The sequence below is a fragment of the Pseudomonas syringae group sp. 243L2 genome, assembly GCF_032587875.1.
In the GTDB taxonomy this organism is placed as follows: domain Bacteria; phylum Pseudomonadota; class Gammaproteobacteria; order Pseudomonadales; family Pseudomonadaceae; genus Aquipseudomonas; species Aquipseudomonas amygdali.
In genome coordinates this window covers 84,284-107,227 of record NZ_JAWHPL010000017.1, presented here as the reverse complement: position 1 = coordinate 107,227, position 22,944 = coordinate 84,284, and the positions used below count along the sequence as shown (strand labels likewise).

At 56.4% G+C, this 22,944-nt stretch carries 18 protein-coding genes, 1 tRNA gene and 1 pseudogene; 14 read left to right on the top strand and 6 right to left on the bottom strand.

All coding sequences use genetic code 11. The features are described from left to right. Positions 1–57: 57 nt before the first annotated feature. The 9 genes and pseudogenes from RYB66_RS09565 (at position 58) to RYB66_RS09525 (ending at position 8,608) form a co-directional block, all read left to right on the top strand. A complete protein-coding gene (locus RYB66_RS09565; protein ID WP_316894302.1) occupies positions 58–3,363 on the top strand; it encodes a dermonecrotic toxin domain-containing protein in 3,306 nt (1,101 codons plus the stop codon). Between the two features lie 56 nt (positions 3,364–3,419). Beyond that, a complete protein-coding gene (locus RYB66_RS09560; protein WP_316894300.1) occupies positions 3,420–3,644 on the top strand; it encodes a cysteine-rich CWC family protein in 225 nt (74 codons plus the stop codon). 35 nt (positions 3,645–3,679) lie between these two features. Continuing rightward, positions 3,680–4,372, top strand: a complete 693-nt coding sequence (locus RYB66_RS09555) for a pseudouridine synthase (protein WP_316894299.1) — start codon at positions 3,680–3,682, stop codon at positions 4,370–4,372. A 297-nt stretch (positions 4,373–4,669) separates the two neighbouring features. Then, positions 4,670–5,551 carry an alpha/beta hydrolase gene (locus tag RYB66_RS09550; RefSeq protein WP_316894296.1) on the top strand — a complete coding sequence of 294 codons (882 nt, stop codon included), beginning with the start codon at positions 4,670–4,672 and terminating at the stop codon, positions 5,549–5,551. Positions 5,552–5,698: 147 nt separating this feature from the next. Continuing rightward, a tRNA-Gly gene (locus RYB66_RS09545) sits at positions 5,699–5,772 on the top strand. 511 nt (positions 5,773–6,283) lie between these two features. Next, positions 6,284–6,577, top strand: coding sequence for a metal-sensing transcriptional repressor (locus RYB66_RS09540; RefSeq protein WP_005735142.1), 294 nt, complete (start codon positions 6,284–6,286; stop codon positions 6,575–6,577). 8 nt (positions 6,578–6,585) lie between these two features. Next, positions 6,586–7,464: a nickel/cobalt efflux protein RcnA gene (locus RYB66_RS09535; protein ID WP_316894294.1), complete on the top strand. Its 879-nt coding sequence runs from the start codon at positions 6,586–6,588 to the stop codon at positions 7,462–7,464. Between the two features lie 9 nt (positions 7,465–7,473). Beyond that, positions 7,474–7,915: pseudogene (locus RYB66_RS09530) on the top strand (YqaA family protein). Positions 7,916–8,026: 111 nt separating this feature from the next. Continuing rightward, on the top strand, positions 8,027–8,608 hold the full coding sequence (locus RYB66_RS09525; protein WP_117140160.1) for a hypothetical protein: 582 nt from the start codon (positions 8,027–8,029) through the stop codon (positions 8,606–8,608). Between the two features lie 141 nt (positions 8,609–8,749). On the opposite strand, the gene RYB66_RS09520 is transcribed toward RYB66_RS09525, so the two are convergent. The 4 genes from RYB66_RS09520 to RYB66_RS09505 all read right to left on the bottom strand — a co-directional run bounded on the left by RYB66_RS09520 (position 8,750) and on the right by RYB66_RS09505 (position 13,120). Next, entirely contained in the window at positions 8,750–10,006 is a 1,257-nt protein-coding gene (locus tag RYB66_RS09520) for a polysaccharide lyase family 1 protein (RefSeq protein WP_316894292.1), read from the bottom strand. 123 nt (positions 10,007–10,129) lie between these two features. Beyond that, a complete protein-coding gene (locus RYB66_RS09515; RefSeq protein WP_316894290.1) occupies positions 10,130–10,576 on the bottom strand; it encodes a GNAT family N-acetyltransferase in 447 nt (148 codons plus the stop codon). Positions 10,577–10,600: 24 nt separating this feature from the next. After that, a complete protein-coding gene (gene yiaY, locus RYB66_RS09510; protein ID WP_004658895.1) occupies positions 10,601–11,749 on the bottom strand; it encodes an L-threonine dehydrogenase in 1,149 nt (382 codons plus the stop codon). 150 nt (positions 11,750–11,899) lie between these two features. Then, positions 11,900–13,120 carry a class I SAM-dependent methyltransferase gene (locus tag RYB66_RS09505; protein ID WP_005745577.1) on the bottom strand — a complete coding sequence of 407 codons (1,221 nt, stop codon included), beginning with the start codon at positions 13,118–13,120 and terminating at the stop codon, positions 11,900–11,902. A gap of 295 nt (positions 13,121–13,415) precedes the next feature. Between RYB66_RS09505 and RYB66_RS09500 the strand changes: the two genes are divergently transcribed. Continuing rightward, entirely contained in the window at positions 13,416–14,636 is a 1,221-nt protein-coding gene (locus RYB66_RS09500) for an alpha-xenorhabdolysin family binary toxin subunit A (RefSeq protein WP_117140158.1), read from the top strand. After that, positions 14,633–15,649 (top strand): alpha-xenorhabdolysin family binary toxin subunit B, encoded by a 1,017-nt coding sequence (locus RYB66_RS09495; RefSeq protein ID WP_117140157.1) that lies wholly within the window; start codon positions 14,633–14,635, stop codon positions 15,647–15,649. Before RYB66_RS09500 ends, RYB66_RS09495 begins: the two co-directional genes overlap by 4 nt. 57 nt (positions 15,650–15,706) lie before the next feature. Here the strand turns inward: RYB66_RS09495 and RYB66_RS09490 are convergent, their stop codons facing one another. Together RYB66_RS09490 and RYB66_RS09485 are read right to left on the bottom strand one after the other, a co-directional pair. Further along, a complete protein-coding gene (locus RYB66_RS09490; RefSeq protein WP_004664032.1) occupies positions 15,707–16,324 on the bottom strand; it encodes a TPM domain-containing protein in 618 nt (205 codons plus the stop codon). Between the two features lie 26 nt (positions 16,325–16,350). After that, positions 16,351–17,043 carry a TPM domain-containing protein gene (locus tag RYB66_RS09485; protein ID WP_039847540.1) on the bottom strand — a complete coding sequence of 231 codons (693 nt, stop codon included), beginning with the start codon at positions 17,041–17,043 and terminating at the stop codon, positions 16,351–16,353. A 320-nt stretch (positions 17,044–17,363) separates the two neighbouring features. Between RYB66_RS09485 and bglX the strand changes: the two genes are divergently transcribed. The 3 genes from bglX to RYB66_RS09470 all read left to right on the top strand — a co-directional run bounded on the left by bglX (position 17,364) and on the right by RYB66_RS09470 (position 22,829). Then, positions 17,364–19,661: a beta-glucosidase BglX gene (gene bglX / locus RYB66_RS09480; RefSeq protein ID WP_005745573.1), complete on the top strand. Its 2,298-nt coding sequence runs from the start codon at positions 17,364–17,366 to the stop codon at positions 19,659–19,661. Positions 19,662–19,730: 69 nt separating this feature from the next. Beyond that, positions 19,731–21,488, top strand: a complete 1,758-nt coding sequence (locus RYB66_RS09475; RefSeq protein ID WP_005745572.1) for an ATP-binding protein — start codon at positions 19,731–19,733, stop codon at positions 21,486–21,488. Between the two features lie 6 nt (positions 21,489–21,494). Beyond that, a complete protein-coding gene (locus RYB66_RS09470) occupies positions 21,495–22,829 on the top strand; it encodes a sigma-54-dependent transcriptional regulator (protein WP_057402913.1) in 1,335 nt (444 codons plus the stop codon). Positions 22,830–22,944: the final 115 nt, after the last annotated feature.

Sequence of the window (22,944 nt, the reverse complement as noted above, 5' to 3'; positions counted from 1 at the left end):
TCATGTTCGGACGGCCTTGCCGACATAGTGCGCATCCACTCACTTCGACCAGCCGTCATGAACCACATCTGGAGTCCGCTTCACCAGGACACCCTCCTTCACGCCTCATCATTTCTGCTGGAACAGCCAAGCGTTCTGCTGCCCGAGTACAGCAACAGCCGACACGATACGCTCAATGCCTGGGCGCCCTTTACCCTGCCTGCGCTCCAGCTTCCACCCCGTGAACAGCCACTGCCGCCGCTGGCCGAGAAGCACGCTAAGCAAGATAAGACCGCACGCATCGAACGCACGCTCGAAGCACTGCGCAAAAGCCCGGGTTTCCAGCTGATCGCCAACTCGGCCTTGCTCCTTGAAGCGTGCCAGCTGGATATGGACTTCCCGCCGACTCGAAAACACTATGTCCACCAACAACTCGTCATGCTGCTCGAACAAAAGACCGGCAAGACGCTGGACCCGGACACGCTGCGGATCACGTTCAGCACGCAGACCCTGCCCGCCCTGAACGACGAGGGGCATGAGCGTTACAGCCTTGACATGTCGCTGACCAACGTAGCACTGGCGGTCTTCGATCCAGAACGGTTCGTGGCCCTGTATCGCAGTGAAATCATCGACACGCCCTTGTCCGAGGAAGCCCCGTCACTGAGCGCAAGGCAGGTGCTCAAGTGGCTCAGCGAGACACCGCTGGATCGCGACTACAGCATGGCTCTGGAGGCTTTCAGGACACGACACACAGTCACCTGCCGCACCTTGTCGCGGTTGGGTTTTCTGGATGGGCTGGCTCATCGGTTCTTCCACGGGCACATCAGCCGCGACGGCTATTTCCTGACGCTGGACGCTCTGGGGCTCAGCGATTTCCCTGCCGACGTAGCGACACTGGAACAGAGCGGCCGCGGTGAGAAGTCCGAGGTTCGAATCTTGTCACTCAACGGCGAAACGGTGCCGGGAATTTTTCAGGTCAGGTCGAAAACCACCTCCCACTGTTTCATTCACATACTGAGTGCCAAGGGCAACGTCATCGAATACATCAGCGATGATCCGGACCAGATGACCAACAGGCTGCTGGCGGCCCTGAATGCCTCGAGGCTCTATGGCTACGCGTTGCATGCGCTTGATCAGGACGCAGGCATAGTTGCCAGCGCGCCGCTGCTCGCAGAAGACGTTTTTACCGAACTGACCCAGGCATCATTTGCCGAGACACAGCTCAACAGCCAGAACATCGACCTGCTCAAGACGGTATCGCGCAGCCTCAAGCTGGCCGGGGCGGTAGACCTCTGGCAGACCAACCCTGCTCTTCTGGAACACATCCCCTCGGCCTCCAGAATGGCTGCGCAGGTCATGGAGACTTATCTGCTGGAACATCACGGTCTGACGCTCAACCCTGACCACGTGTTCATCGCCTATCAATCCGGTAACTCTATCAGCCCGCTGGGCGGAGCCCGCAATCCACCCACGCATGTTCACACGCCCGATGAAAAACCGATCAGCCTGAGCGAAGCGCTGGTGATCAACTACCGGGTGGATGCTCCTCAGGGCTACATTGATCACGACGGTATTACAGAGGTCTTTCTCGACACCACCGGCCAGGGCGTACGCGCTCAAGGCCAGAGTTTGGCGATCACGCCGCAGGCACTTGAAGACTATATCAAGGCATTCGATTTTCTGAACTGGATGACCAAACGTATCCAAGAATTCTGGGGGCAGCAAAAAGAAGCCATCGAACAGGCACTCAAATCAGCCTTCATCCATCAGGCGCTGATCAGCCTGAAGCGCGGCAGCCTCAAACGCAGCGGTTTCGATCAAGTCGTTGAAGCGCTCGCCCCTTCTGCGCCCAATCACTGGCTGGTACTTGGCTTCTTCGTTCAGGGCTCGCTGATCGACGGCATGGAACATCAATACACCGGGCTGTTGATACTTGAGCAACCCGGTAAACCGAAGGTGCTCTATCAGCCTGGGTATCCCGAAGCCTTTATCGAGTTTACGGACGGCGATGCACTTGAACGCTATCTGAACCTGAAGACCGCCCAACCGGACTGGCGTGAAGCCGTGATGCGCTACGTTCCCGTGCGCCATCACCAACGTCTGGACTACCTGTTCAAGCTATGGGGCGGCGTTCAGGCACCCGGTCCGCCCGTCTCCATCCTGCGCCCGTGGACGGATGCGCTGTACAACCCAGACGCTCGAAAAGCCCTGCACCACTCATTGTGTGAAAAAAAACTGGAGGGCTCGCCGTTCGGTTATCTGCATCAACTCCTGAAACAGAATTCGCTGGCTGATGCAGAAGAGCAGATCGTGACCTCCGCACAGGTTTCGCTGGCGTACTGGACAGACCGCCTACACCACTTACAGCGTTTGCTGGTGCCCATGTCTCTGTTGCTGACACCGGCGTTTTTAACGTCGCTTGCAGCGGATGTCGGCCTTACTGCACTGAGCATTGCCTCCGCGAATTTGCCGGGCAGTCGTTACGCAGAAAAGAATCAGGCGCTGCAGGCAACATTATCGCTGGGTTTGTTACAGCTTGGGCCGCAGACACCGAGACTACTGCGCACACTGACCAAAATCGTCAAACCTGCCGGTCATACAGCAGGGGCGTCTTTAGTGTTGTCCGGTGGCTCACGAGGCTCCAGCCATTTAAGCGCGCGGCCATTAAAACCACGCCATACACGACTGGAAAAATTCTTTCATACCGACGCCCTGCTAAAACGCTGGACCATCACCAGCAGAGTGTCGCCCGGTTTGTTGCCGGTGCATGCCTGGAAGCTGGGCCGCCGCTTCCTGCTCTGGACGTCGGACAGAGGTCAGGCGCGGACACTGGTGGTCAGCACCCACGGGTACTACACCCCGTGGACTGCGACGGTGAAGATCCCCAACGGCACGGAGATCCGCACCTATGCGCCGCATGGTTATGAATTGGTCGACCCCAAATTGCACCGTATCGTCAACAAGAATGCCCGGCCGTTTGCCATTTCCAATACAAAGGAAAATATCCTGATATATCCAGTAGCCGCGCATGAGCCATTGCTGATGACGGACAAGATAATCGCGGGCACTTCACTGCCCGGCAGGCTGAAGAACTACAGCCTGTCCAAGTTCCAGACAACCAGTTACGAAACCTATGACGATATTGCACGGGTGGTAGGCAACTCGAACGCATCGCCCCTCAAGGGCTGGTTACCGCCAACGCCAATGGATGTACTGACGGTACGCAACCGCTTCGGCAAGACGCCACCGTCGTTGAGCGACCTGTTCAACAGCCTGTCGACACAGGGCATCCATTACGACAGGGTGCTGCTGGTGCACTGCCGATGCGCAGCAATATCTGCACTGTTGCGGCGCACACCGGTTTATCATCCCCCTGCAACATAGCCAATTGGCAGGAGCGCCTGAACCAACTGCCCCGATCATCGAGCAAGACAATCGCCATGAACGACACCCGCCTTTGCCCTCTGTGCGGCTTCAACAACCAGTGCAGCCTGGCTGACCCGCTTACGGCAGATCAGGCCTGCTGGTGCTTTTCGGAAAGCATCGACCCGGCTTTGCTTGAAGCACTGCCTGCGGACATCCGCGACAAGGCGTGTCTGTGTCCGCGTTGCGCCGGGATCGAGGAAGCCGCATCCGGCCAGTCTGCCGACCGGATCAACAAGTAGGATGCGCTCCCCATCCCCTATCAGCCGCTGTCGCCATGCGTCTTGATCGCTTCCTCAGTAACCTGCCAAGCCTCAATCGCAAAAGCGTGCGCCTGGCGCTGGCCAGCGGGCGGGTGCAGGTAGACGGGCAAACAACCAGCGACCCGCACCACGAAGTGCGCGAGTTCAGTCGCGTAGCGCTCGACGGGGAAATACTGCAAGCCGGCAAAGCTGCCCGCTATTTCATGCTGCACAAACCTGAAGGCTGCGTCAGCGCGACAGTTGATACACAGCACCCGACAGTCCTCGACTTGCTGGACGAGCCTGACAGACACGAGCTGCATATCGCCGGGCGGCTGGACTTCAACACCACTGGCCTGATGCTGATTACCAACGATGGTCAATGGTCACGACGCCTCACGCAGCCGCAGACCAAAATGCCCAAAGTGTATTACGTCGAGACCGAACAACTGATCGACGAACGCTACGCAGCCACATTCGCTGCCGGTATGTATTTTTCATTTGAGAACATCACCACGCAACCGGCGCAATTAATCCTGCTGGGGCCACATAGCGCACGCCTGACTATTGTCGAAGGTCGTTATCACCAGGTGAAACGGATGTTCGGTCACTTCAATAACAAAGTGCTGCGCCTGCACCGGGAGAATATTGGCGCGCTGGCGCTGGACCCTGCCCTGGCACCCGGCGGCTACCGGGCGTTGCACGCTGCGGAAGTCAGCCTGTTCTGAAAAGTCACAACCGTTTGGCGGATTACGCAAACAAGGTACGAATGACACTTGCGGGTTAACGGATCGACTGCTTGACTGGGATTGTCAGTCCTTATGCGACTGATGAGTCAATCCATTATTCCAAGAAACACTTTGTCGTATCGAGCCGCTGGTTCGCGACACATTGCCCGCCAATAACAATACCTGTCGAACAGCTTATCGGATCGACATGGGCCTTTAATCGGCTATCGCCTGCCTGTCACGAAACTCGTGCAACGTCATGTGCACGTCTACCTGTTTACGCCAGGAGTTACACCTATGTCGCCAGAAAAAGCAGTGCTGGACATACAAGGACAGTTTCGGGTTTATACCGAGTTCTATCACACCGATGCCGCCGCAAAGACCATCATTCTGGTCAACGGCTCACTGGCCACCACCGCGTCATTTGCTCAGACCGTCCGCAACCTTTACCCCACCTTCAACGTGGTGCTGTATGACCAGCCTTACTCGGGCAGGTCCAAGCCACATAACGTGCACGGCGCACCGCTGACCCGGGAAGAGGAAGGTCAGCTGTTGCTGGAACTGATCGACCATTTCAATGCCGAGCACGTTCTGTCCTTCTCCTGGGGCGGCGCAGCTACGCTGGTTGCACTGGCGCATCAACCTAGACGCGTCGAAAGCGCGGTGATCCGCTCGTTCTCCCCGGTCATCAACGGTGCCATGCGCGAGTACCTGGACAAAGGCCTCGACTACCTCGGCGCACATAGCCGTTACGACATGGGGCATTTGATCAACAACACTATCGGCAAGCACCTGCCGGCGCTGTTCAAGCGCGTCAACTATCGCCACGTCAGCAGCCTGGACGGTCATGAATATGACCAGATGCACTATCACTTCAGTCAGGTACTGGAGCTTGACCCGGACAACTACCTGACAGCAGGGCAGCGCATCAAGGTGCCGGTGCTGTTCATCAATGGCGCCTGGGACGAGTACACCTCCGCGAACGACGCCGCGCAGTTCTCCCGATACCTGCAGAACTGCAGCTTCAACACCATCGAAGCCACAGGCCACTTCCTGGACATGGAACACAAGGCCGCCTGCCGCGACTCGAAACAGGCGCTCATGAACTTCCTGCAACCGGCACACGCGTCATCCAGCGTCTACAACCGGGTTCAGGGCCACCATGCTTTCGCCTTCTGAAACCCGTGAGCGCCTCTCCGTCAGCCCACACGCATGTGCAGCTGGCGGGGGGTGTGATCAGGAGGGAAATCGCTGCGCGGTGAAATTAGCGCTTCAAATCAAGGCAGGGTTCTGGTACAAAGTCAGCCGCTCAGAGCAGCTCCCAGAGCGGGTATAGTTTAGTGGTAAAACGAAAGCTTCCCAAGCTTTAGTTGAGGGTTCGATTCCCTCTACCCGCTCCATTTCCCTCCTAACACGTTAATTCTCCTCAAATCCCCGAATTGCACGCAACGTGACAACCTCTACCGCTGTCCGAGCGGGATCTACGCTCCTTCGCATAGCTGCTCATGTTCGGTATCGCGTCTATCTTCAGTCAGACTGATATCCATACATCAACGCATTCCAGCCACCTGACCGCCGAAAAAGCGATAGTACGCAGCGTCTGAAATGACGACTTACCAAGCTTTGGTACATGCTAACGACTTGGCAGGAAGCACGTGCTCGTGCCAGCTCAAGCTTCAGAACCCTGGAAACTGAAATCAACTACTTGACAGTTTTTTGAAGATGACCTGCGAACGTTAACAGGCCACTACCCCCAAGCCATCAAGTTCAGAGGGGCCTGAGAGTAACCAACACCCCGCCAGTCCCATCCTCAATCAACCAAATAGCACCGTCAGGCGCAACACCTTTGACCTTATCCCCCCTGGGGGGATAAGGTACCAGCCTGGACCATTCACCCAACAGGCTCAGGCGATGAGTGAGCACGACCACCCACACGACCATACGCACCAGTCACACGAGGCGATCATCAAACGTCTCAAGCGTGCAGACGGCCACTTGCGAAGCATCATCACCATGATCGAAGACGGCCGCGAATGCGTGGACATTGCTCAACAGCTTCATGCAGTCGAGAAAGCGATATGTCAGGCGAAACGCACGCTGATCCAGGATCATATCGATCACTGCCTTGAAAACACCATGGGTGCTCTTGCCAAAGGCGAGCGAGCGCCACTTGAAGCCTTCAAGCAAATCACCAAATACCTGTAAGGTCTCACATGCCCGACTTTGCCGATTTATTGCAGCGAGGCGGTGCCCACGCTTGGCTGTACTTCCCCAGCGCCATCCTTTTAGGGGCATTGCACGGCCTGGAGCCGGGGCACTCCAAAACCATGATGGCGGCATTCATCGTGGCCATTCGGGGATCGGTGAAGCAGGCTGTCATGCTCGCGCTGGCGGCAACGCTATCCCATACTGCTGTTGTCTGGTTGGTCGCTATCGGCGGCATGTATCTGGGTCAGGGCCTGGATGCCGAAACGACCGAGCCCTACTTTCAGCTTGCGTCCTCAGCGCTGATCATCGCCATCGCGCTGTGGATGTTGTGGCGCACATGGCGCGGCGAGCAGCTGTTTAAATTCAAAGAAGAAAACGGTGGCCACAGCGATCACCACGACCACGAAATACACCATCACAGCCATGACCAGGACCAGGAACACCACCACGGCCTTAGCCATGATCACAGCAATCCGCACAGATTCACGCTGGCTGCCGAGGGTTATCAGGATGCTCATGAGAAGGCCCATGCCGAAGACATTCGCAAGCGGTTCACCTATCGTGAGGTCAGCAACGGTCAGATCCTGATGTTCGGTTTGACCGGTGGGCTCATCCCTTGCCCAGCCGCAATCACTGTTTTACTGCTGTGCCTGCAAGTGAAGCAAGTCACGCTAGGGGCCGCGATGGTGCTTTGTTTCAGCATTGGTTTGGCAATCACTTTGATGACTGTCGGAGCCGCTGCCGCTATCGGCGCTCGCAAAGCATCAAACTGTTTTCCCTGGCTCAATGCAGCTGCCCGACGAGCCCCGTATCTTTCCAGCGTATTGATCATTTGCGCCGGCGTGTACGTGGGTGTCCACGGCTGGAACGGATTGTATTCGTGAGATGACATCGTGTTCGAGCTGACCAGCTATCTGGGCCTCTTTGCCGTGGCATTTGGTGCCGCAACGCTTCTGCCGCTGCAATCTGAAGCGGTATTGGCTGGCATGCTCCTTTCGGAACATTACGTGACGACACTTCTGTTGCTGACTGCAACGACGGGCAATGTTCTGGGGTCGGTCGTGAACTGGTATCTGGGGCGCTCGGTTGAACGCTTTCGGCACAAGCGCTGGTTCCCCATCAGCGAGCGACACCTCGACAAAGCTCAAATCATTTACAGACGCCATGGGACGCTGGGCATTGTTGCTAAGTTGGGTGCCTATCATCGGTGACCCGATCACCATGATCGCCGGTGTCCTGCGTGAGCCGCTTTGGAGCTTTCTGCTGGTTGTCACTTTTGCAAAAGCTTTACGCTATTTGACGCTGACAGCGATCACGCTGGGGTGGGCGGTATAGAGGAGACCGGCAGTGGTGGCGCCGCACTCCGTCGCTGATCCAACCCATGCTTCACCCTAACCCCATCTTGTGCTTTCATCGTGCGCCTTATTAAACTCTCAAGGACGAAAAATGCGTGCTGCCATTCTGATGCTGATCATTGCCTGCGTTACAGGCTGTGCATCCAAGCCCAATTACTACGTATCGCCCACCCCGGTCTACATTTCCGCCACCGCCACTTACTGGGTTGAATCTTTCAAGATAGCCCTGGAAGGTGAGAACGATCGCTTTCTTTCAAGGGCCCAGTTAGAAGAGGGTCTTGAACTGGAATTGATCAATCAGTTGAAGCAGGCCCATCGTTATGCAACGACAAAAGAGAGTGCCGATTACCTGCTGGACATTACGGGCTTGTACAAACGACGTATCGGTGACTCAAAAGGCGGATTCATATCGTTTATCGTCGATGACAATACGGTGATGGGCAGCGTGGACTTCAGCTATCAGGTCTCGGTAAAAAAAGCGGAGAAGGAGCTACTCCACTTTGGCCAGTACCGGGATTCGCTTCAGCCTGCCGGAGTGATGGGCAATTGGGAAAACATGAGGACGATGGCCGGAGCTATTACCAACAAAGGTAATTCCGACGTAGAAAAATTTTATATTCGTGTACTGCCTCGCTTCATTGTCGACGATATCAAAGCCATCCCCTCGCGCTGATATCGCGTTGCGTATGCCCAGCCTTACTGCACCCAGAGGCTGAAACGCACCCAAACTGATGATAAGGACCTCACGTACTTCATCGGCTAACAGTGCCAGGCCATTGCGCGGGCAACCAAGGAATCACGATACGTCACGAAGCTATCGTGATTCCCATGAACCAACATCCACCTTCCCCACTCCCGCGTCACGCATCACCTGCCCTCTGGCCTCTTGCGCCGAAACCGGCACCACCAGAAACTGCCGATAATCCCTGAAAGCCTCCAGCACAGATGTGTCCTGAGGACGATAATCATCGCCACTCATCTGTTGCTGATTCGCCACACACGCTCTTCCAATAACACTCATACACACATCGTTTGCGCCAGTTGAACCCGGCCCAAACAAAGCAAACGCTGTACCCGGCTGATCCGTATCGTTGAACAGTGGATGGGCTACGTTTTCAAAATCATTCCCTTCCACCAGCAACTGTGAGGATGAAGTCCGCGACATGATTGCGCCTTGGTAAGTCATGCGCTGAAAGACGTTATTGACCAGTTGAGCGCGGACTTGCGCATTATTCATGCCCCCGGAGTGCGGCGCTCTTCCCGAGGCGTCGTGTATGTAGTTTTTTGACAGCGTCAGCGTGTCCTGACTGCCGAGGAACAGCCAGACCCAGTAATGATGGCCATCGCAGGTCGACGAGTAAGGCGTGCGACCATCGAACTCATTGCTGGAAATGGTGACGTGTGAAGCAGTGCCCCAGCCTGTCACGATCATTTGTCTGCCGATACGGGCGAAGGTGTTGTGGTCAATCCACACACCATCGGCTTTGTTCAGAGTGAGCGCATCTCCGCCCCATACGACACTCGGGTTGATGTCTGAAAGCGTCAGGTTACGGACAATCACGTTATGCGCGCCGTCACCGATGAACAGTCCTGCACCTTGGATACCGGCCTTTTTGCCCACGCCTATCAGGGTCTTGTTCGATCCGACTTTCAGTGGCTTCAGCCCTGCATTGTCGTAGGTCACCATGACCGGTGGCCTGGATTGGCAGAAGTTGTTGGGACCATTGAGAGCAAGCTGCTCGCCGCCATGCGGACACTGCTTGACCATGCAGCCCGGTTCGGTGGTTTCGGCGCTGCCTTTGGCAACGAGACTCCCACGAAAGTCGAACAGGTGCTCCAGCACAATGACCCGCGGGGTTTCATCGGTACAGGCACCGCGCGAGTCGTAAGACGCGCACAGTGCAGACCGAAGCTGGTCAAGCGTTGAAGGGTGTAATGCCGCGGCGGCTCCGCCACCCGTAACCCCTTTGGCAAAACCTTCCGGCAAGTCCGCTGCCTCCAGGTATTGCGCCCCCGACAGCATCAGGAACAAAGCAGAAACGCATTGCAAAAGAGCACCCAAAAGCCTCATTTGTTGAACTTCCAGTCCTATTCGCGAAGGGTCGCGAAAACAGTCTGAATGCTAAACGCAGAGCGGCCTGCCTTACTCGTATTCTGTAGACTTGGTCAGGCTCTGTTCAGCCGCGAGCATCCCTCACGAAAACGCCATCTCCATTCTGATACTGTCGATTCCAGGACCATGCCCGTCCACTTCGACAGAGGTCACGACAAACCCCAGATTCAAGTAGAAGCCCTGAACGTGCTGGCTGGTATCGATGTGGGAACGGGTAACGCCCGGTAATGACCTTATGACATCAAGTCTCGCCTGGGTCAGAAACCTGCCCAGGCCGCTACCGTGTTGCTCACCGTGGACCATGCCCCATGTAAGCTCGGCCACTGACGGGTCTGACAGCACGAGGTATCCTCCGCAAGCCAGAACATCGCCATCACGCTCGACAACGAAGTACTGACCCAACGGTGCCATCAGGAAGCTTGCAAATTGCTTGCGCTCCGCAGGATCAAAGTAACGCGGTACGTTGCTGTCGAAAATATCCAGACAGATATTCCGGGCCGAAAGTGTGTAGGGTAAGAGCGTTGCCATTTTTAGCCTGTCTGTTGCGGTTAATCACATTGCCTGACGAAATATCTCCTGAATCTGCTCAAGATCGGCACGACGCGGATTGGTCAGACCGCACGCATCTTTCAGGGCATTGGTGGCCAGGATCGGGAAATCCTCTTCCTTGACGCCAAGCACCGCCAGCCCCGCCGGGATTTCCACGGCAGCCGACAGTGCGCGAATGGCCTCGATTGCCGCCTGAGCACCTTCTTGCGGAGAAAGACCACGAATATTGCAGCCCATCGCATGCGCAACATCAGTCAGGCGCGCAGCGCTGACGCTGGCGTTGAAACGCTGAACATGAGGCAGCAATACGGCGTTGCACACACCGTGCGGCAAATCATAGAAGCCGCCCAGTTGATGCGCCATGGCGTGTACATAGCCCAATGATGCGTTGTTGAACGCCATGCCGGCCAGAAACTGTGCGTAGGCCATGTTCTCGCGTGCAGTAATGTTCGCTCCATTGGTGAAGGCGTCGCGCAGATTGTTGGCAATCAGTGCCATGGCCTGCAACGCGCAGGCATCCGTGATCGGATTGGCAGCCGTCGAGACATAGGCCTCTATCGCGTGAGTCAAGGCATCCATACCGGTGGCAGCGGTCAGTGACTTGGGCATGGCAATCATCATGTTCGGGTCGTTTACGGATAACAGTGGCGTCACGTTACGGTCAATGATGGCCATTTTTACGTGGCGCGCTTCATCGGTAATGATGCAGAAGCGGGTCATTTCGCTGGCGGTTCCGGCGGTGGTGTTGATCGCGATCAGCGGCAACTGCGGTTTTGCCGAACGGTCGACGCCTTCATAGTCGCTGATATGCCCACCGTTACTGGCGCACAGGGCAATGCCCTTGGCGCAGTCGTGAGGTGAACCGCCGCCCAGAGAAATCACGAAATCGCACTGGCGTTCCCGCAGCAAGGCCAGACCGTTCTCGACGTTGGCGATGGTCGGGTTGGGTTTGGCACCGTCATACACTACCGAGTCGATGCCCTGCTCCACCAACAGCCCCGCGACCTGACTGGCCACACCGGCCTTGGCCAGCCCTGCGTCGGTCACGATCAGCGCCTTGAGAAATCCGTATTTGCGAATGGCGAGCATGGCTTCATCAATGCAGCCAGTGCCGATGATGTTCACTGCGGGGATGAAAAAGGTGCTGATCATGACGGACCCTCGTGGGTAGCTCGGATGCTTGGGTGATAGCCCAAGCATCCGCCGTGTGCGAGGTACAACCATTGACCTGGCGCAATGAAGCAGCCTGATAGCAGACCGTTGGTCGAAGACTCTTCGGTCTACGTGTGCAGGGTGGCTATTTCAGCCGATGAAGCCGTCCGCCCTCAGCAGCGTTTCAAGGCACTGCTCGCTGATGCCGTAAAACGTCTTCAGCTCCTGGATACGCGCGATCAACAGGTCCGGGTTGACCGGTTCGGCGCGCTTGACCGCCAGGATCATCTTGTTCTTGTTGGTGTGCTCCAGAGAGATGAACTCAAAGACCTTGGTTTCGTAACCGCACGCTTCCAGCAACAAGGCACGCAGGCTGTCCGTGACCATTTCTGCCTGCTGGCCCATATGCAGGCCGTATTGCAACATCGGTTTCAGCAAGGCCGGGCTCTGGATTTGCAGGCGAATCTGTTTGTGGCAGCACGGCGAGCACATGATGATCGAGGCGCCGGAGCGAATGCCCATGTGAATGGCGTAGTCGGTTGCGATGTCACAGGCATGCAGCGCGATCATCACATCCAGCGCGCTGGGCGCGACAGTACGCACATCGCCGTGCTGGAACGTCAGGCCGGGGTGTTCAAGACCCGCCGCAGCGTTGTTGCACAAGGTGACCATGTCCTCACGCAGCTCGACACCGGTCACCTGCCCTTGCGCCTGCAAGGTATTGCACAGGTAGTCATGGATCGCGAAGGTCAGGTAGCCCTTGCCTGAGCCAAAGTCTGCCACCTTGATCGGCTGATCTAGCTTGAGTGGCGATGAACTCAAGGCATGGGAAAACACTTCGATGAACTTGTTGATCTGCTTCCACTTGCGCGACATCGCAGGGATCAGTTCATGCTGCCGATTGGTGACACCCAAGTCGGCCAGGAACGGGCGGCTCAGCTCCAGATAGCGCTTTTTCTCACGATCATGCCCGGCCGAAGGAGCTTCACGCTCCTGCTGAGCCTTGCTTTTGAACAGCGTGCTCTTGCCCTTCTTGCTGAACTCCAGCTGCACCTCGTCGGTCAGCGACAGCAGGTGCGCGTTCTTGAACGATTCAGGTATCAGGCTGGCAATAGCGCCCACCGCTTCTGCAAGCGGAAAATTCTTGGTGATATCGCGGGTCTTGTAGCGATACACAAAGGTAAGGCATGGCTGTTCCTTGACGGTCAGCGGTTTAATGATGACCCGCTGTAATTCGGCCTCGCTGCCCACGTATTTGGCCAGCACCAGCTTGATCAGCGAGTTTTGCGACAGGCTGGTGTCCAGCAGGCCGAGAAACTGCGCGCGGTGATCGGTCGCAGTGTTGGATGACGTGGGGGTAATGACTGACATTGAAAATGTGCCTCAAACGTCCCGGCCGGGACTCGAAAAATCAGACCGGCATTTTAGGCGCGTCGACGCGTCAAGGGCACCTCTATTTTTCAAAGACTACACACACTGTTTGCACGAACCTACACACCAAAGCGAAACACACATAACCTGTAAAACAATCACGACGAAATTCACGAGCCATTACTTGTACCGCGCAAAAACACCTTTATAGTCGCCCTCACTGATGACAGACAATCAGATCTCACTCCTGGAGCTTTTTGCTCTAACAGAATAACTTGTACAAGGAACGTGCAGTATGTTGAGTCAAGCAGCACTCTTGGAAAACGAAGATATCGCACGGGTTACTTTAAAACCCGTAGAGTACTTGAGCGTCATACTCGATGATGAAAAAAGCGGAGGCCGGAGCGCGGCACTTATTCTGACCAGGGAAGACATCCTCAGTCTTAAGCGTTACGAGCGTCACGCCCTGAACATTCCCACCTCGCTTACTCGTGTCGAACAGCAATTGGGTTTTACAAGAAGTTACATTCCCGGGCTTGAGCCTGAAGATATGCTAGTGACTTACCAGGCAATCAATAATCATGGCAAGAGCTGGCTCAGTATCGAGGATGGCATCAAACGCAGCGGGTTCGCCATTGAATTGTTTGCCACCCAATTCTCGAGACAGGGCGAACAGATCATCAACTACATCGAAAAAATGGATTTTGCCAGACAACTGGACATGACCGTTGCCGATTTAAACATCGAAGAGGTCCGTAACACTGCGCCGGTACCACTGGGTGAAACCGATCAGAGGGTGTGTATCACGCTGGCAGAGTTTCTGAAGAAAACGGCGTCACAAATAAAAAACCATCAGCACGCTGCGCAAACCCTGGCGGACCACATCGATACGTTCAGCACCGTCCTGAGCGTCCAGCTCATTCCCGGCATCAATGACAAGGTGAAACTGGCAAATTGTTCTGATCTGGACCAGCAGATCCAGGATCTGGAAAAAGATATCGAACAACTGACGACGGAAATCGAGCAGAAAAACAACGAGTATAAAACCGCTCTATATAATATTGCCTGGGGTCTTTTCGGCGGGCCCATCGGGGTCGCTATCACGGGGGGCATTTTTGGTGCCCAAGCAGAGGAAATCCGAAAAGAAAAAAATCGAATGGTGGCTTCCAAGAACGAGAAAGTTCAAAAACTCGAAGAAAAATCTCCTTTGGCAGCCGCCGTTCGCAGCCTGCAAATACTGTTTGAAGACATGAATATTCGTATGATGGACGCTCACCAGAGCGCCACCCATTTGAAAGACCTCTGGACCATGCTGGCGGCGTATATCGACCGTTCTGCCAGTGAACTTTCAGCGATCACGACTGATCAGGCGCTGATGATTTTCGCTATGCAGTTTCAAGGCGTAGTCACACCTTGGCGGGAAATAAGAGGCATGGCAAATCAGTTACTTAAGATATTTGATAGTGCACTGGATCAGTTTCAACGCGAACAGCAATCCGGCAAGAGAGGACAATGATCATGAGCACTGAAACCCTGAGTGAGCCGTTGGTCCTCACCCCTCCTGACAATAAAGTCATGACAGCCGCCCGCCAGAATATTCTTGCGCAGGTGAGCACTTTGAAGCTGAACTTTCTGCCGGCCATGAAAGAAAAAATGCTGCCGCTTCAAGACGCATTGATTAGCGCAGACAAGGTCTATCGCCAGGAACTGGCCAATATCACCGTGCAGTTGAATACTGTAAACCTGAAACCGATCGATCAGAAACAACAACTGATTGAGGCCGACGCAACGCTCAGCGACAAACAGAAACAACAAGCGATCAACCTGCTGAACGGGCAGCGCATTCGCCAGGTATCGAATATCACAGCAGCGGTACGCCGCAGCGCGGCGGCCATTGCCGAGCACAGCGACAATGTGGCGCAGATAAACCTGACGCTGGAAAGCAATCGTTTGCTGGAAACACTCCAGCAACAGATCGACAGCATCACCCAACGATCAGCCACGTTAGAAAGCGCAATGGCTTTAATCGCTGAAGACCGACGCCTGCTTGACGCAACGATCAGTACGCTTGAAAAGTACAACATTGCCGACCTGTTCAAGGAACTACTGCCTACCCAGGAGGAGCTACAGCTCATCATCACACCATCGCCAGAGCTTGCGCTGGTCTCCGCAGGGATTGCCAGACTCGAAAAACTACTCGACAAGATCAGCAGCGCCCTGACTTACCTTGATCTTACTCGAGAACGCGACAGGCTGAGGTCGCGCTATAACGCCCTGCTCGACGACTCCCGCATGTCTACCCAGGAAACAAAGGTAATCAAGGAAAAACTCGACGAGTTGACAGGGCTCGCTGGCGTCGCTCAGAGCAAAGCACTTTGGGTACAAGAAGCGAAAAAGGTTTATCAATCGCTCTATCATTTTCTTGATCAGATAACATCGCCAAGTGATGCATCGGCGTTGATCAGCCAGCATGTCGAACAACTGAAGACCTACATAAAATCGTTTTATGACGTAAAACGTATCGTCTGACCCGGACGATTTTCAAGCAAGGCAGATGTCGATAAAATCGACATCTGCCTTTTGCCGTTACCCCAACACCACCAGCCGATTCGGCAGCTCATTCCTGCCGTGCGTCACTGGAACGTGATCGGCAAGCAACTCGCCACAGGCATGGATACAGCCAAGAAACCCCTGCAAGGTCTGCCCGTCTCTGACCTGCTGGGTAAATACGTCGACCATCGCCTTCCAGGTATCGTCATGCAGACGACTGGCAATGCCATGATCAACCAGAATTTCGACATACCGTTCGGCCTCACTGACAAAAACCAGAATGCCGGTTCCGTCATGGGTCTTGTGCAGGTTTTGTTCAAGAAACTGCCGACGTGCCAGATTTCCGGCTCTCCAGCGCCGAACCGAAAGCGGCACCAGCAAGGCCGACACGTTCGACACGCGGCAGACCAGCGCCACAACAATGAACGTACTCATTTGCGCCAGCATCAGTTCGTCCGCGCTCAACCACTGAACGCAGTAATTGACCGTGCCCGGCAGCAGCAGGCCGATCAACCCGGCCCAGATCAGCGGCATGTACGCGTAGTCGTCGGCACGAGCAGCCAGTACCGTAACCAGTTCGGCATCGGTGCGCTGCTCGACGCGATCAATCGCTTCGGCGACCTGCCGCTGTTCATCTCTGTTCAATAACGCCATGCTTCCCTCATTGACCAATCGATCCGCTACCAGTTGCCCGAAGCCCCGCCACCGCCAAAGCGACCGCCATTGCGGTCAGCGGCCCTGTCACGTGCAGGCCGGGCAGCGGCCCCGCGTTTGATACTGATGATCACGATGCCCAGCACGATGAGGGTCAGAACAATCGCGATCAGCCAGACCTGATCGTCACTGGTCTGCTCTTCATATTCGGACATCTGTCTCGTCGGTTCGGGATAATCCGGTATCTGACCGCCCAAAGCCGCGATAACTGCCCGTGTGCCGCGCTCGATGCCGACCGCAAAACGATTGTCGTCAAACTCGGGCGTCATCAACATATCGATGATCAAGGAGGCCTGGGCTTCATTGAAACGATCCTTCAGGGCAGCACCGACTTCCATGAATACTTTGCGCTTGTCACGGTAAACCACCAGCAGAACGCTGTCGTCTTCGCCGTGCGGCCCAAGGCTCCAGGCGTCACCGAGTCGGGCTCCGAACTCTTCGATGCTCGTACCTTGCAGATCGGCCAGGGTCACCACTACAACGCGCTCGCCGGTGGCTTGCTCGTGGGCACGCAGAAGTCTGGCCAGACGAACTGTGGTCTGACTGTCGAGCATTTGTGCAGCATCGACCACACTGCCGGTCATTGGCGGAAAAACCAGCGCGGTTGGCTCCGCCTCGGCACGCAACCCACCTCCCAACAGCATCACCACGTACAACATCCATTGTGAAACAGACTTCAAAATCAGACCTCCGGTGCTTTTTTGAAACTATTGAAACGACACGCCTTAGCCAAAACACAAGTTCCCCGGCATAATCCATCGCCAACGCCTGATGCGGTCAATAATTGATCGAACAGGGTTTGTACAAAAATCAATCAAACCACCATTTTCGTACACACCTTGGGGGGACTTCGTACAGTGAAGCGGATGGCAACTATCCTTGCGCCCTGTACGAACCATAACGCCAAAGGTCCATAACCCAAAAACTGGCTGTCGGATATTAAACGCGAGTTGCTGACAAAAGCCTTGAGAAATCATTCATGAATAAGCTGTGTTTATTAGGTTTGCTGGTCGGGATGGCCAGTCAGTCGGTGATGGCCCAAAGCGCCGCCGTCACGGACAATACAACGCTTCAAGCCAAGAATGCCTTCATCGGCAAACTCATGAAACAAATGACCCTGGACGAAAAGATCGGCCAGTTGCGTTTGATCAGCATCAGCGCCGAAATGCCACAGCCGCAAATTCTCAAGGAAATTGCTGCCGGAAGAATCGGCGGCACGTTCAACTCTATTACCCGTTCGGAAAATCGTCCGCTGCAGGAAGCTGCTGTCGCCAAAAGCCGTCTGAAAATTCCGATGTTTTTTGCCTACGACGTGGTTCACGGTCATCGTACGATTTTCCCGATCAGCCTGGGCATGGCCGCCAGCTGGGACATGGACGCCGTCGCACTGATGGGCCGGGTCTCGGCTAAAGAGGCAAGTGCTGACAGTATCGACATGACATTCGCGCCCATGGTCGATATTTCCCGCGATCCACGCTGGGGCCGCAGCTCCGAAGGCTTTGGCGAGGACACCTACCTGGTGTCACGCATTTCCGATGTGATGGTCCGGTCTTTCCAGGGCAAGAACATCGCAGCCAATGACAGCATCATGGCCGCCGTCAAGCACTTCGCTCTGTATGGCGCGGTCGAAGGCGGACGCGACTACAACACCGTGGACATGAGCATGACGCGCATGTATCAGGACTACCTGCCGCCCTACAAGGCTGGCATCGATGCAGGGGCTGGCGGCGTGATGGTTGCGCTCAACTCGATCAATGGTGTCCCGTCGACCGCCAACAAATGGCTGATGCAGGATCTGCTGCGCAAGGACTGGGGCTTCAAGGGCGTGACCATCAGCGACCATGGCGCGATCAAGGAGCTGATCGACCACGGCGTGGCCAAGGACTTTCGCGAGGCCGCCAAGCTGGCGATCAAGGCTGGTGTCGATCTGAGCATGAACGACATGGCCTATGGCGAGCAGTTGCCCGGACTGGTCAAGGACGGCGAGGTTTCCATGAAGGAAATCGACAGCGCCGTGCGTGAAGTACTGGGGGCCAAGTACGACATGGGCCTGTTCGCCGCTCCTTACGGCCGAATCGGCGTCGCTGCCGATGACCCGGCAGACACCTATTCCGATGACCGCCTGCACCGTGCCGAGGCTCGCGATGTTGCGCGCAAGACACTGGTGCTGCTGAAGAACCAGAACGACACGCTGCCGTTGAAGAAACAAGGTACCATCGCGGTTATTGGTGGATTGGCTCAAAGCCACCTCGACATGCTCGGCAGCTGGTCGGCAGCGGGCCGTGCCAATCAGTCGGTCACTGTCTATGAAGGGCTGGCCAACGCGGTCGGCGACAAGGCCAAACTGGTTTACGCCCGTGGTGCCAACGTCAGTGACAACGAGCACATCCTCAACTATCTGAACTTCATCGAGAAGGAAGTCGAGGTCGACCCGCGTCCCGCACAGGAAATGATCGACGAAGCGGTCAAGGTCGCCGAGCAGGCTGATGTGATTGTTGCCGTGGTAGGCGAGTCGCGCGGTATGTCCCATGAGTCGGCCAGCCGCAGCAGCCTGAACATTCCGGGCAAGCAGCGTGACCTGATCAAGGCACTCAAGGCCACGGGTAAACCACTGGTGCTGGTGTTGATGAATGGCCGTCCCCTGGTACTGGTCGACGAGCAGGAACAGGCCGATGCCATGCTCGAAACCTGGTTCCCGGGCACCGAAGGTGGCAACGCGGTGGCGGATGTACTGTTCGGCGACTACAACCCGTCGGGCAAGCTGGCCATGTCGTTCCCGCGCTCGATCGGTCAACTGCCGGTCTACTATGCACACTTGAATACCGGCCGTCCGTATCATGAAGACAAGCCGGGCAACTATACCTCGCACTATTTCGAGGAGCCCAATGGCCCGCTGTTTCCGTTCGGTTACGGTCTGAGCTATACGCAGTTCGACGTCTCGGACATCAAGCTGTCTGACGCCAGCATGACGCGCAAAGGCAAGCTCACTGCCAGCGTAACCGTGAAAAACACCGGCAAGGTTGCAGGCGCGACCGTGGTGCAGTTGTATCTGCATGATGTGGCTGCGTCGATCAGTCGCCCGGTGAAAGAACTGAAGAACTTCGAAAAAGTGATGCTTGAGCCTGGCGAGGAAAAAGTCGTTAACTTCACGCTCAGTGAAAACGACCTCAAGTTCTACAATAGCGAGCTCAAGTACGCTGCGGAACCTGGTGAATTCAAGGTCATGATCGGCCTGGACTCGCAGACCGTGAAAGAAGCGACCTTCAATCTGTTGTAACGCTCGTCCATGGCGCGTTCGCAGGCATTGATCTGCAAACGCGCCAGCGGAGTCCGATCAGGCCGCAACATGACGCTAAAGCATCGTTACTGGCGCATTACCCTGTACATGCTGCTGATTATGGCCGGTGCGGTGCTGTGCGCCGGGCTTGCGATGCATCAGGCCCAGCGTCACGCGCTATCAGAAGATGCGGTGCGTGCCGAAGGGCAACTGGCACTGTATGCCAATACCCTGCATACCCTGATCGAACGTTATCGCGCCCTGCCCTCTGTTCTGGCACTGGACCCGGAGATACGTGCGGCGTTGAGCGGTCCGGTAGCCGCTGACGTGCAGAACGCGCTCAATCTCAAGCTGGAAAAAATCAACAATACGGCGCATTCATCGACGCTTGAATTGCTCGACCTGCACGGTCTGGCAATCAGCGCGAGCAATTGGCGCGCACCCAACAGCTATGTCGGCCACAACTACGGCTTTCGCCCCTACTTTCTGCAAACACGGGCTCAGGGTACCGGGCGCTTTTACGCGGTCGGTGTGACCACCGGAATCCCTGGGTACTTCTTGTCCAGTGCGGTGGTGAACGATACGGGTGCCTTCATCGGTGCGATGGTCGTGAAGCTGGAGTTTCCAGACCTTGAGCAGGAGTGGGGCCAAGGTGACGACCTGCTATTGGTCAGCGACGAAAAAGGCATCGTTTTCATTGCCAATCAATCGGGCTGGCGCTATCGGGAACTGCTGCCTATTTCTGTAGAGGACCGTGCCGACCTGCTGCGCACTCGCCAATACGACAAGAAGGTACTTTCCCCGCTGCGCAGTCGGGTCATGGACAGCTTCGGCGAAAACAGTCATTTGAGCCGTGTAGAAGGCCCGGATGGCACCACGGATTATCTCTGGCAGTCGCTGCCGCTGCCCGATGAAAACTGGACCTTGCACCTGTTGCGCAAGCCACCTACGTCCAGCGAGGACATTCGCAATGCGGGCCTCGCCGCAGCGGGTATCTGGCTGGCACTGGTATTTCTGGGGCTGTTTCTCTATCAGCGCTGGCGACTGGCGCGATTACGGGAGCGCAACCGGGACGAACTGGAGCGTCTGGTGCAAGAGCGCACCCGTGATCTGCAAACCGCGCAGGACGGTCTGGTGCAGTCGGCCAAACTGGCGGCACTGGGGCAGATGTCGGCAGCGCTGGCCCACGAAATCAACCAGCCCCTGACTGCCCAGCGCATGCAACTGGCGACCGTGCGACTGCTGCTGGATCAGGGCCGAATCGATGAAGCCTGCAAAGCGCTGGTTCCAGTCGATCAACAGCTGACACGTATGGCCGCCTTGACCAGCCACCTGAAGACCTTTGCCCGCAAGAGCCCCAGCGGTTTGCGCGAAAGACTGGACCTGGCCACGGTGGTCGATCAGGCCTTGCTGTTGCTCGACCCGCGCCTGCGCGAGGAACACATCGACTGCGTGCTGCATCTGTCACGTCCCGCCTGGGTGCGTGGCGATGCCATACGTCTGGAGCAGGTGCTGATAAATCTGCTGCGCAATGCGCTCGATGCCATGCGCGAGTGCCCGTCCAGACGCCTTGAAGTGCGTATCGACGCCATCGACAAACAATGGCGGCTCAGCGTCAAAGACAACGGAACGGGGATCGCCGAAGAAAACCTGGCCAGTATTTTCGATCCGTTTTTTACCACCAAACCTGTGGGCGATGGTCTGGGCCTTGGTCTGGCCGTGTCCTACGCCATCATTCACGAACTGGGCGGGCAACTGACGGCGCAAAATCATGCCGAAGGTGCTGTGTTCTGGTTCAGCCTGCCCAATGACTTTCTGGAGACCTGACCCGACATGTTGAACGCGGTCATCGTGGTAGACGACGAGGCTCCCATTCGGCAAGCCGTCGAGCAATGGCTGACGCTGTCGGGGTTTGAGGTGCAAGTCTTCGCCCGTGCCGAGGAATGCCTGGCACAACTGCCGGAACATTTCCCCGGTGTGGTGCTGACCGACGTACGCATGCCGGGCATGAGTGGTCTGGAACTGCTAAGCCGCCTGCAAGGCATGGACCCGGACCTGCCGGTCATCCTGCTGACCGGCCATGGTGATGTGCCAATGGCTGTAGAGGCGATGCGCGAAGGTGCCTATGATTTTCTGGAAAAGCCCTTCAGCCCTGAAACGCTGATCAGCAACCTGCGGCGCGCGCTGGAGAAACGCCAACTGGTGCTGGAAAACCGCCGTCTGCATGAACAGGCCGATGCCAGAACCCGACTGGACGCCACGCTGCTCGGCGTGTCGCCCAGCCTGCAGACCTTACGCCGTCAGGTGCTTGAGCTCGCGCAGCTGCCGGTCAATGTAATCATTCGGGGGGAAACCGGCAGCGGTAAGGAACTGGTCGCTCGCTGCCTGCACGACTTCGGGCCGCGCGCAGGCAAACCTTTTGTCGCGCTTAATTGCGCGGCCATCCCGGAACATCTGTTCGAAGCCGAGTTGTTCGGGCACGAAAGCGGCGCGTTTACCGGTGCACAGGGCAAACGTATCGGCAGACTGGAGTATGCCGACGGCGGCACCGTGTTTCTTGACGAAATAGAGAGCATGCCCATGGCGCAACAGGTCAAGCTGCTACGCGTTCTGCAAGACAAGCGCCTTGAACGGTTGGGCTCGAATCAGAGTATCGACGTCAACTTGCGGATCGTTGCTGCGACCAAACCGGACCTGCTTGAAGAGGCCCGCGCCGGGCGCTTCCGTGAAGATCTGGCCTATCGCCTGAACGTTGCCGAGCTGCGCCTGCCGCCGTTGCGCGAACGCCTTGAAGACATCGCGCAACTGTTCAGCCACTTCGCCCGAGCCGCCGCCGAGCGTATGGGCCGCGAATCGCCTGCCCTGAGCGCCGCACGCCTGAGTCAGTTGCTCAGCCATGACTGGCCTGGCAACGTACGCGAGCTGGCCAATGCGGCTGAGCGGCAGGCGCTGGGCCTGGAACTCACCTCGCCGCAGCCCGATACTCAATTGCAGGGACACTCTCTGGCAGCACGCCAGGAAGCCTTCGAAGCACAATGCCTGCGCGCTTCGCTGGCCCGTCACAAAGGTGATATCAAGGCTGTGCTCAACGAGCTGCAACTGCCGCGACGGACGCTGAACGAGAAAATGCAGCGCCATGCTCTGGTACGGGAAATGTTCCTGAGCTAGTGGCTACGGACATCCGGTATGGCTTCTTCTGGCGATAACCGAACATTTCCCACGCTGCCGGGTCTGCATACTGTCCCGGCTATGTAAGGCCGTGATGGCTGGATAGTTTTAAGGC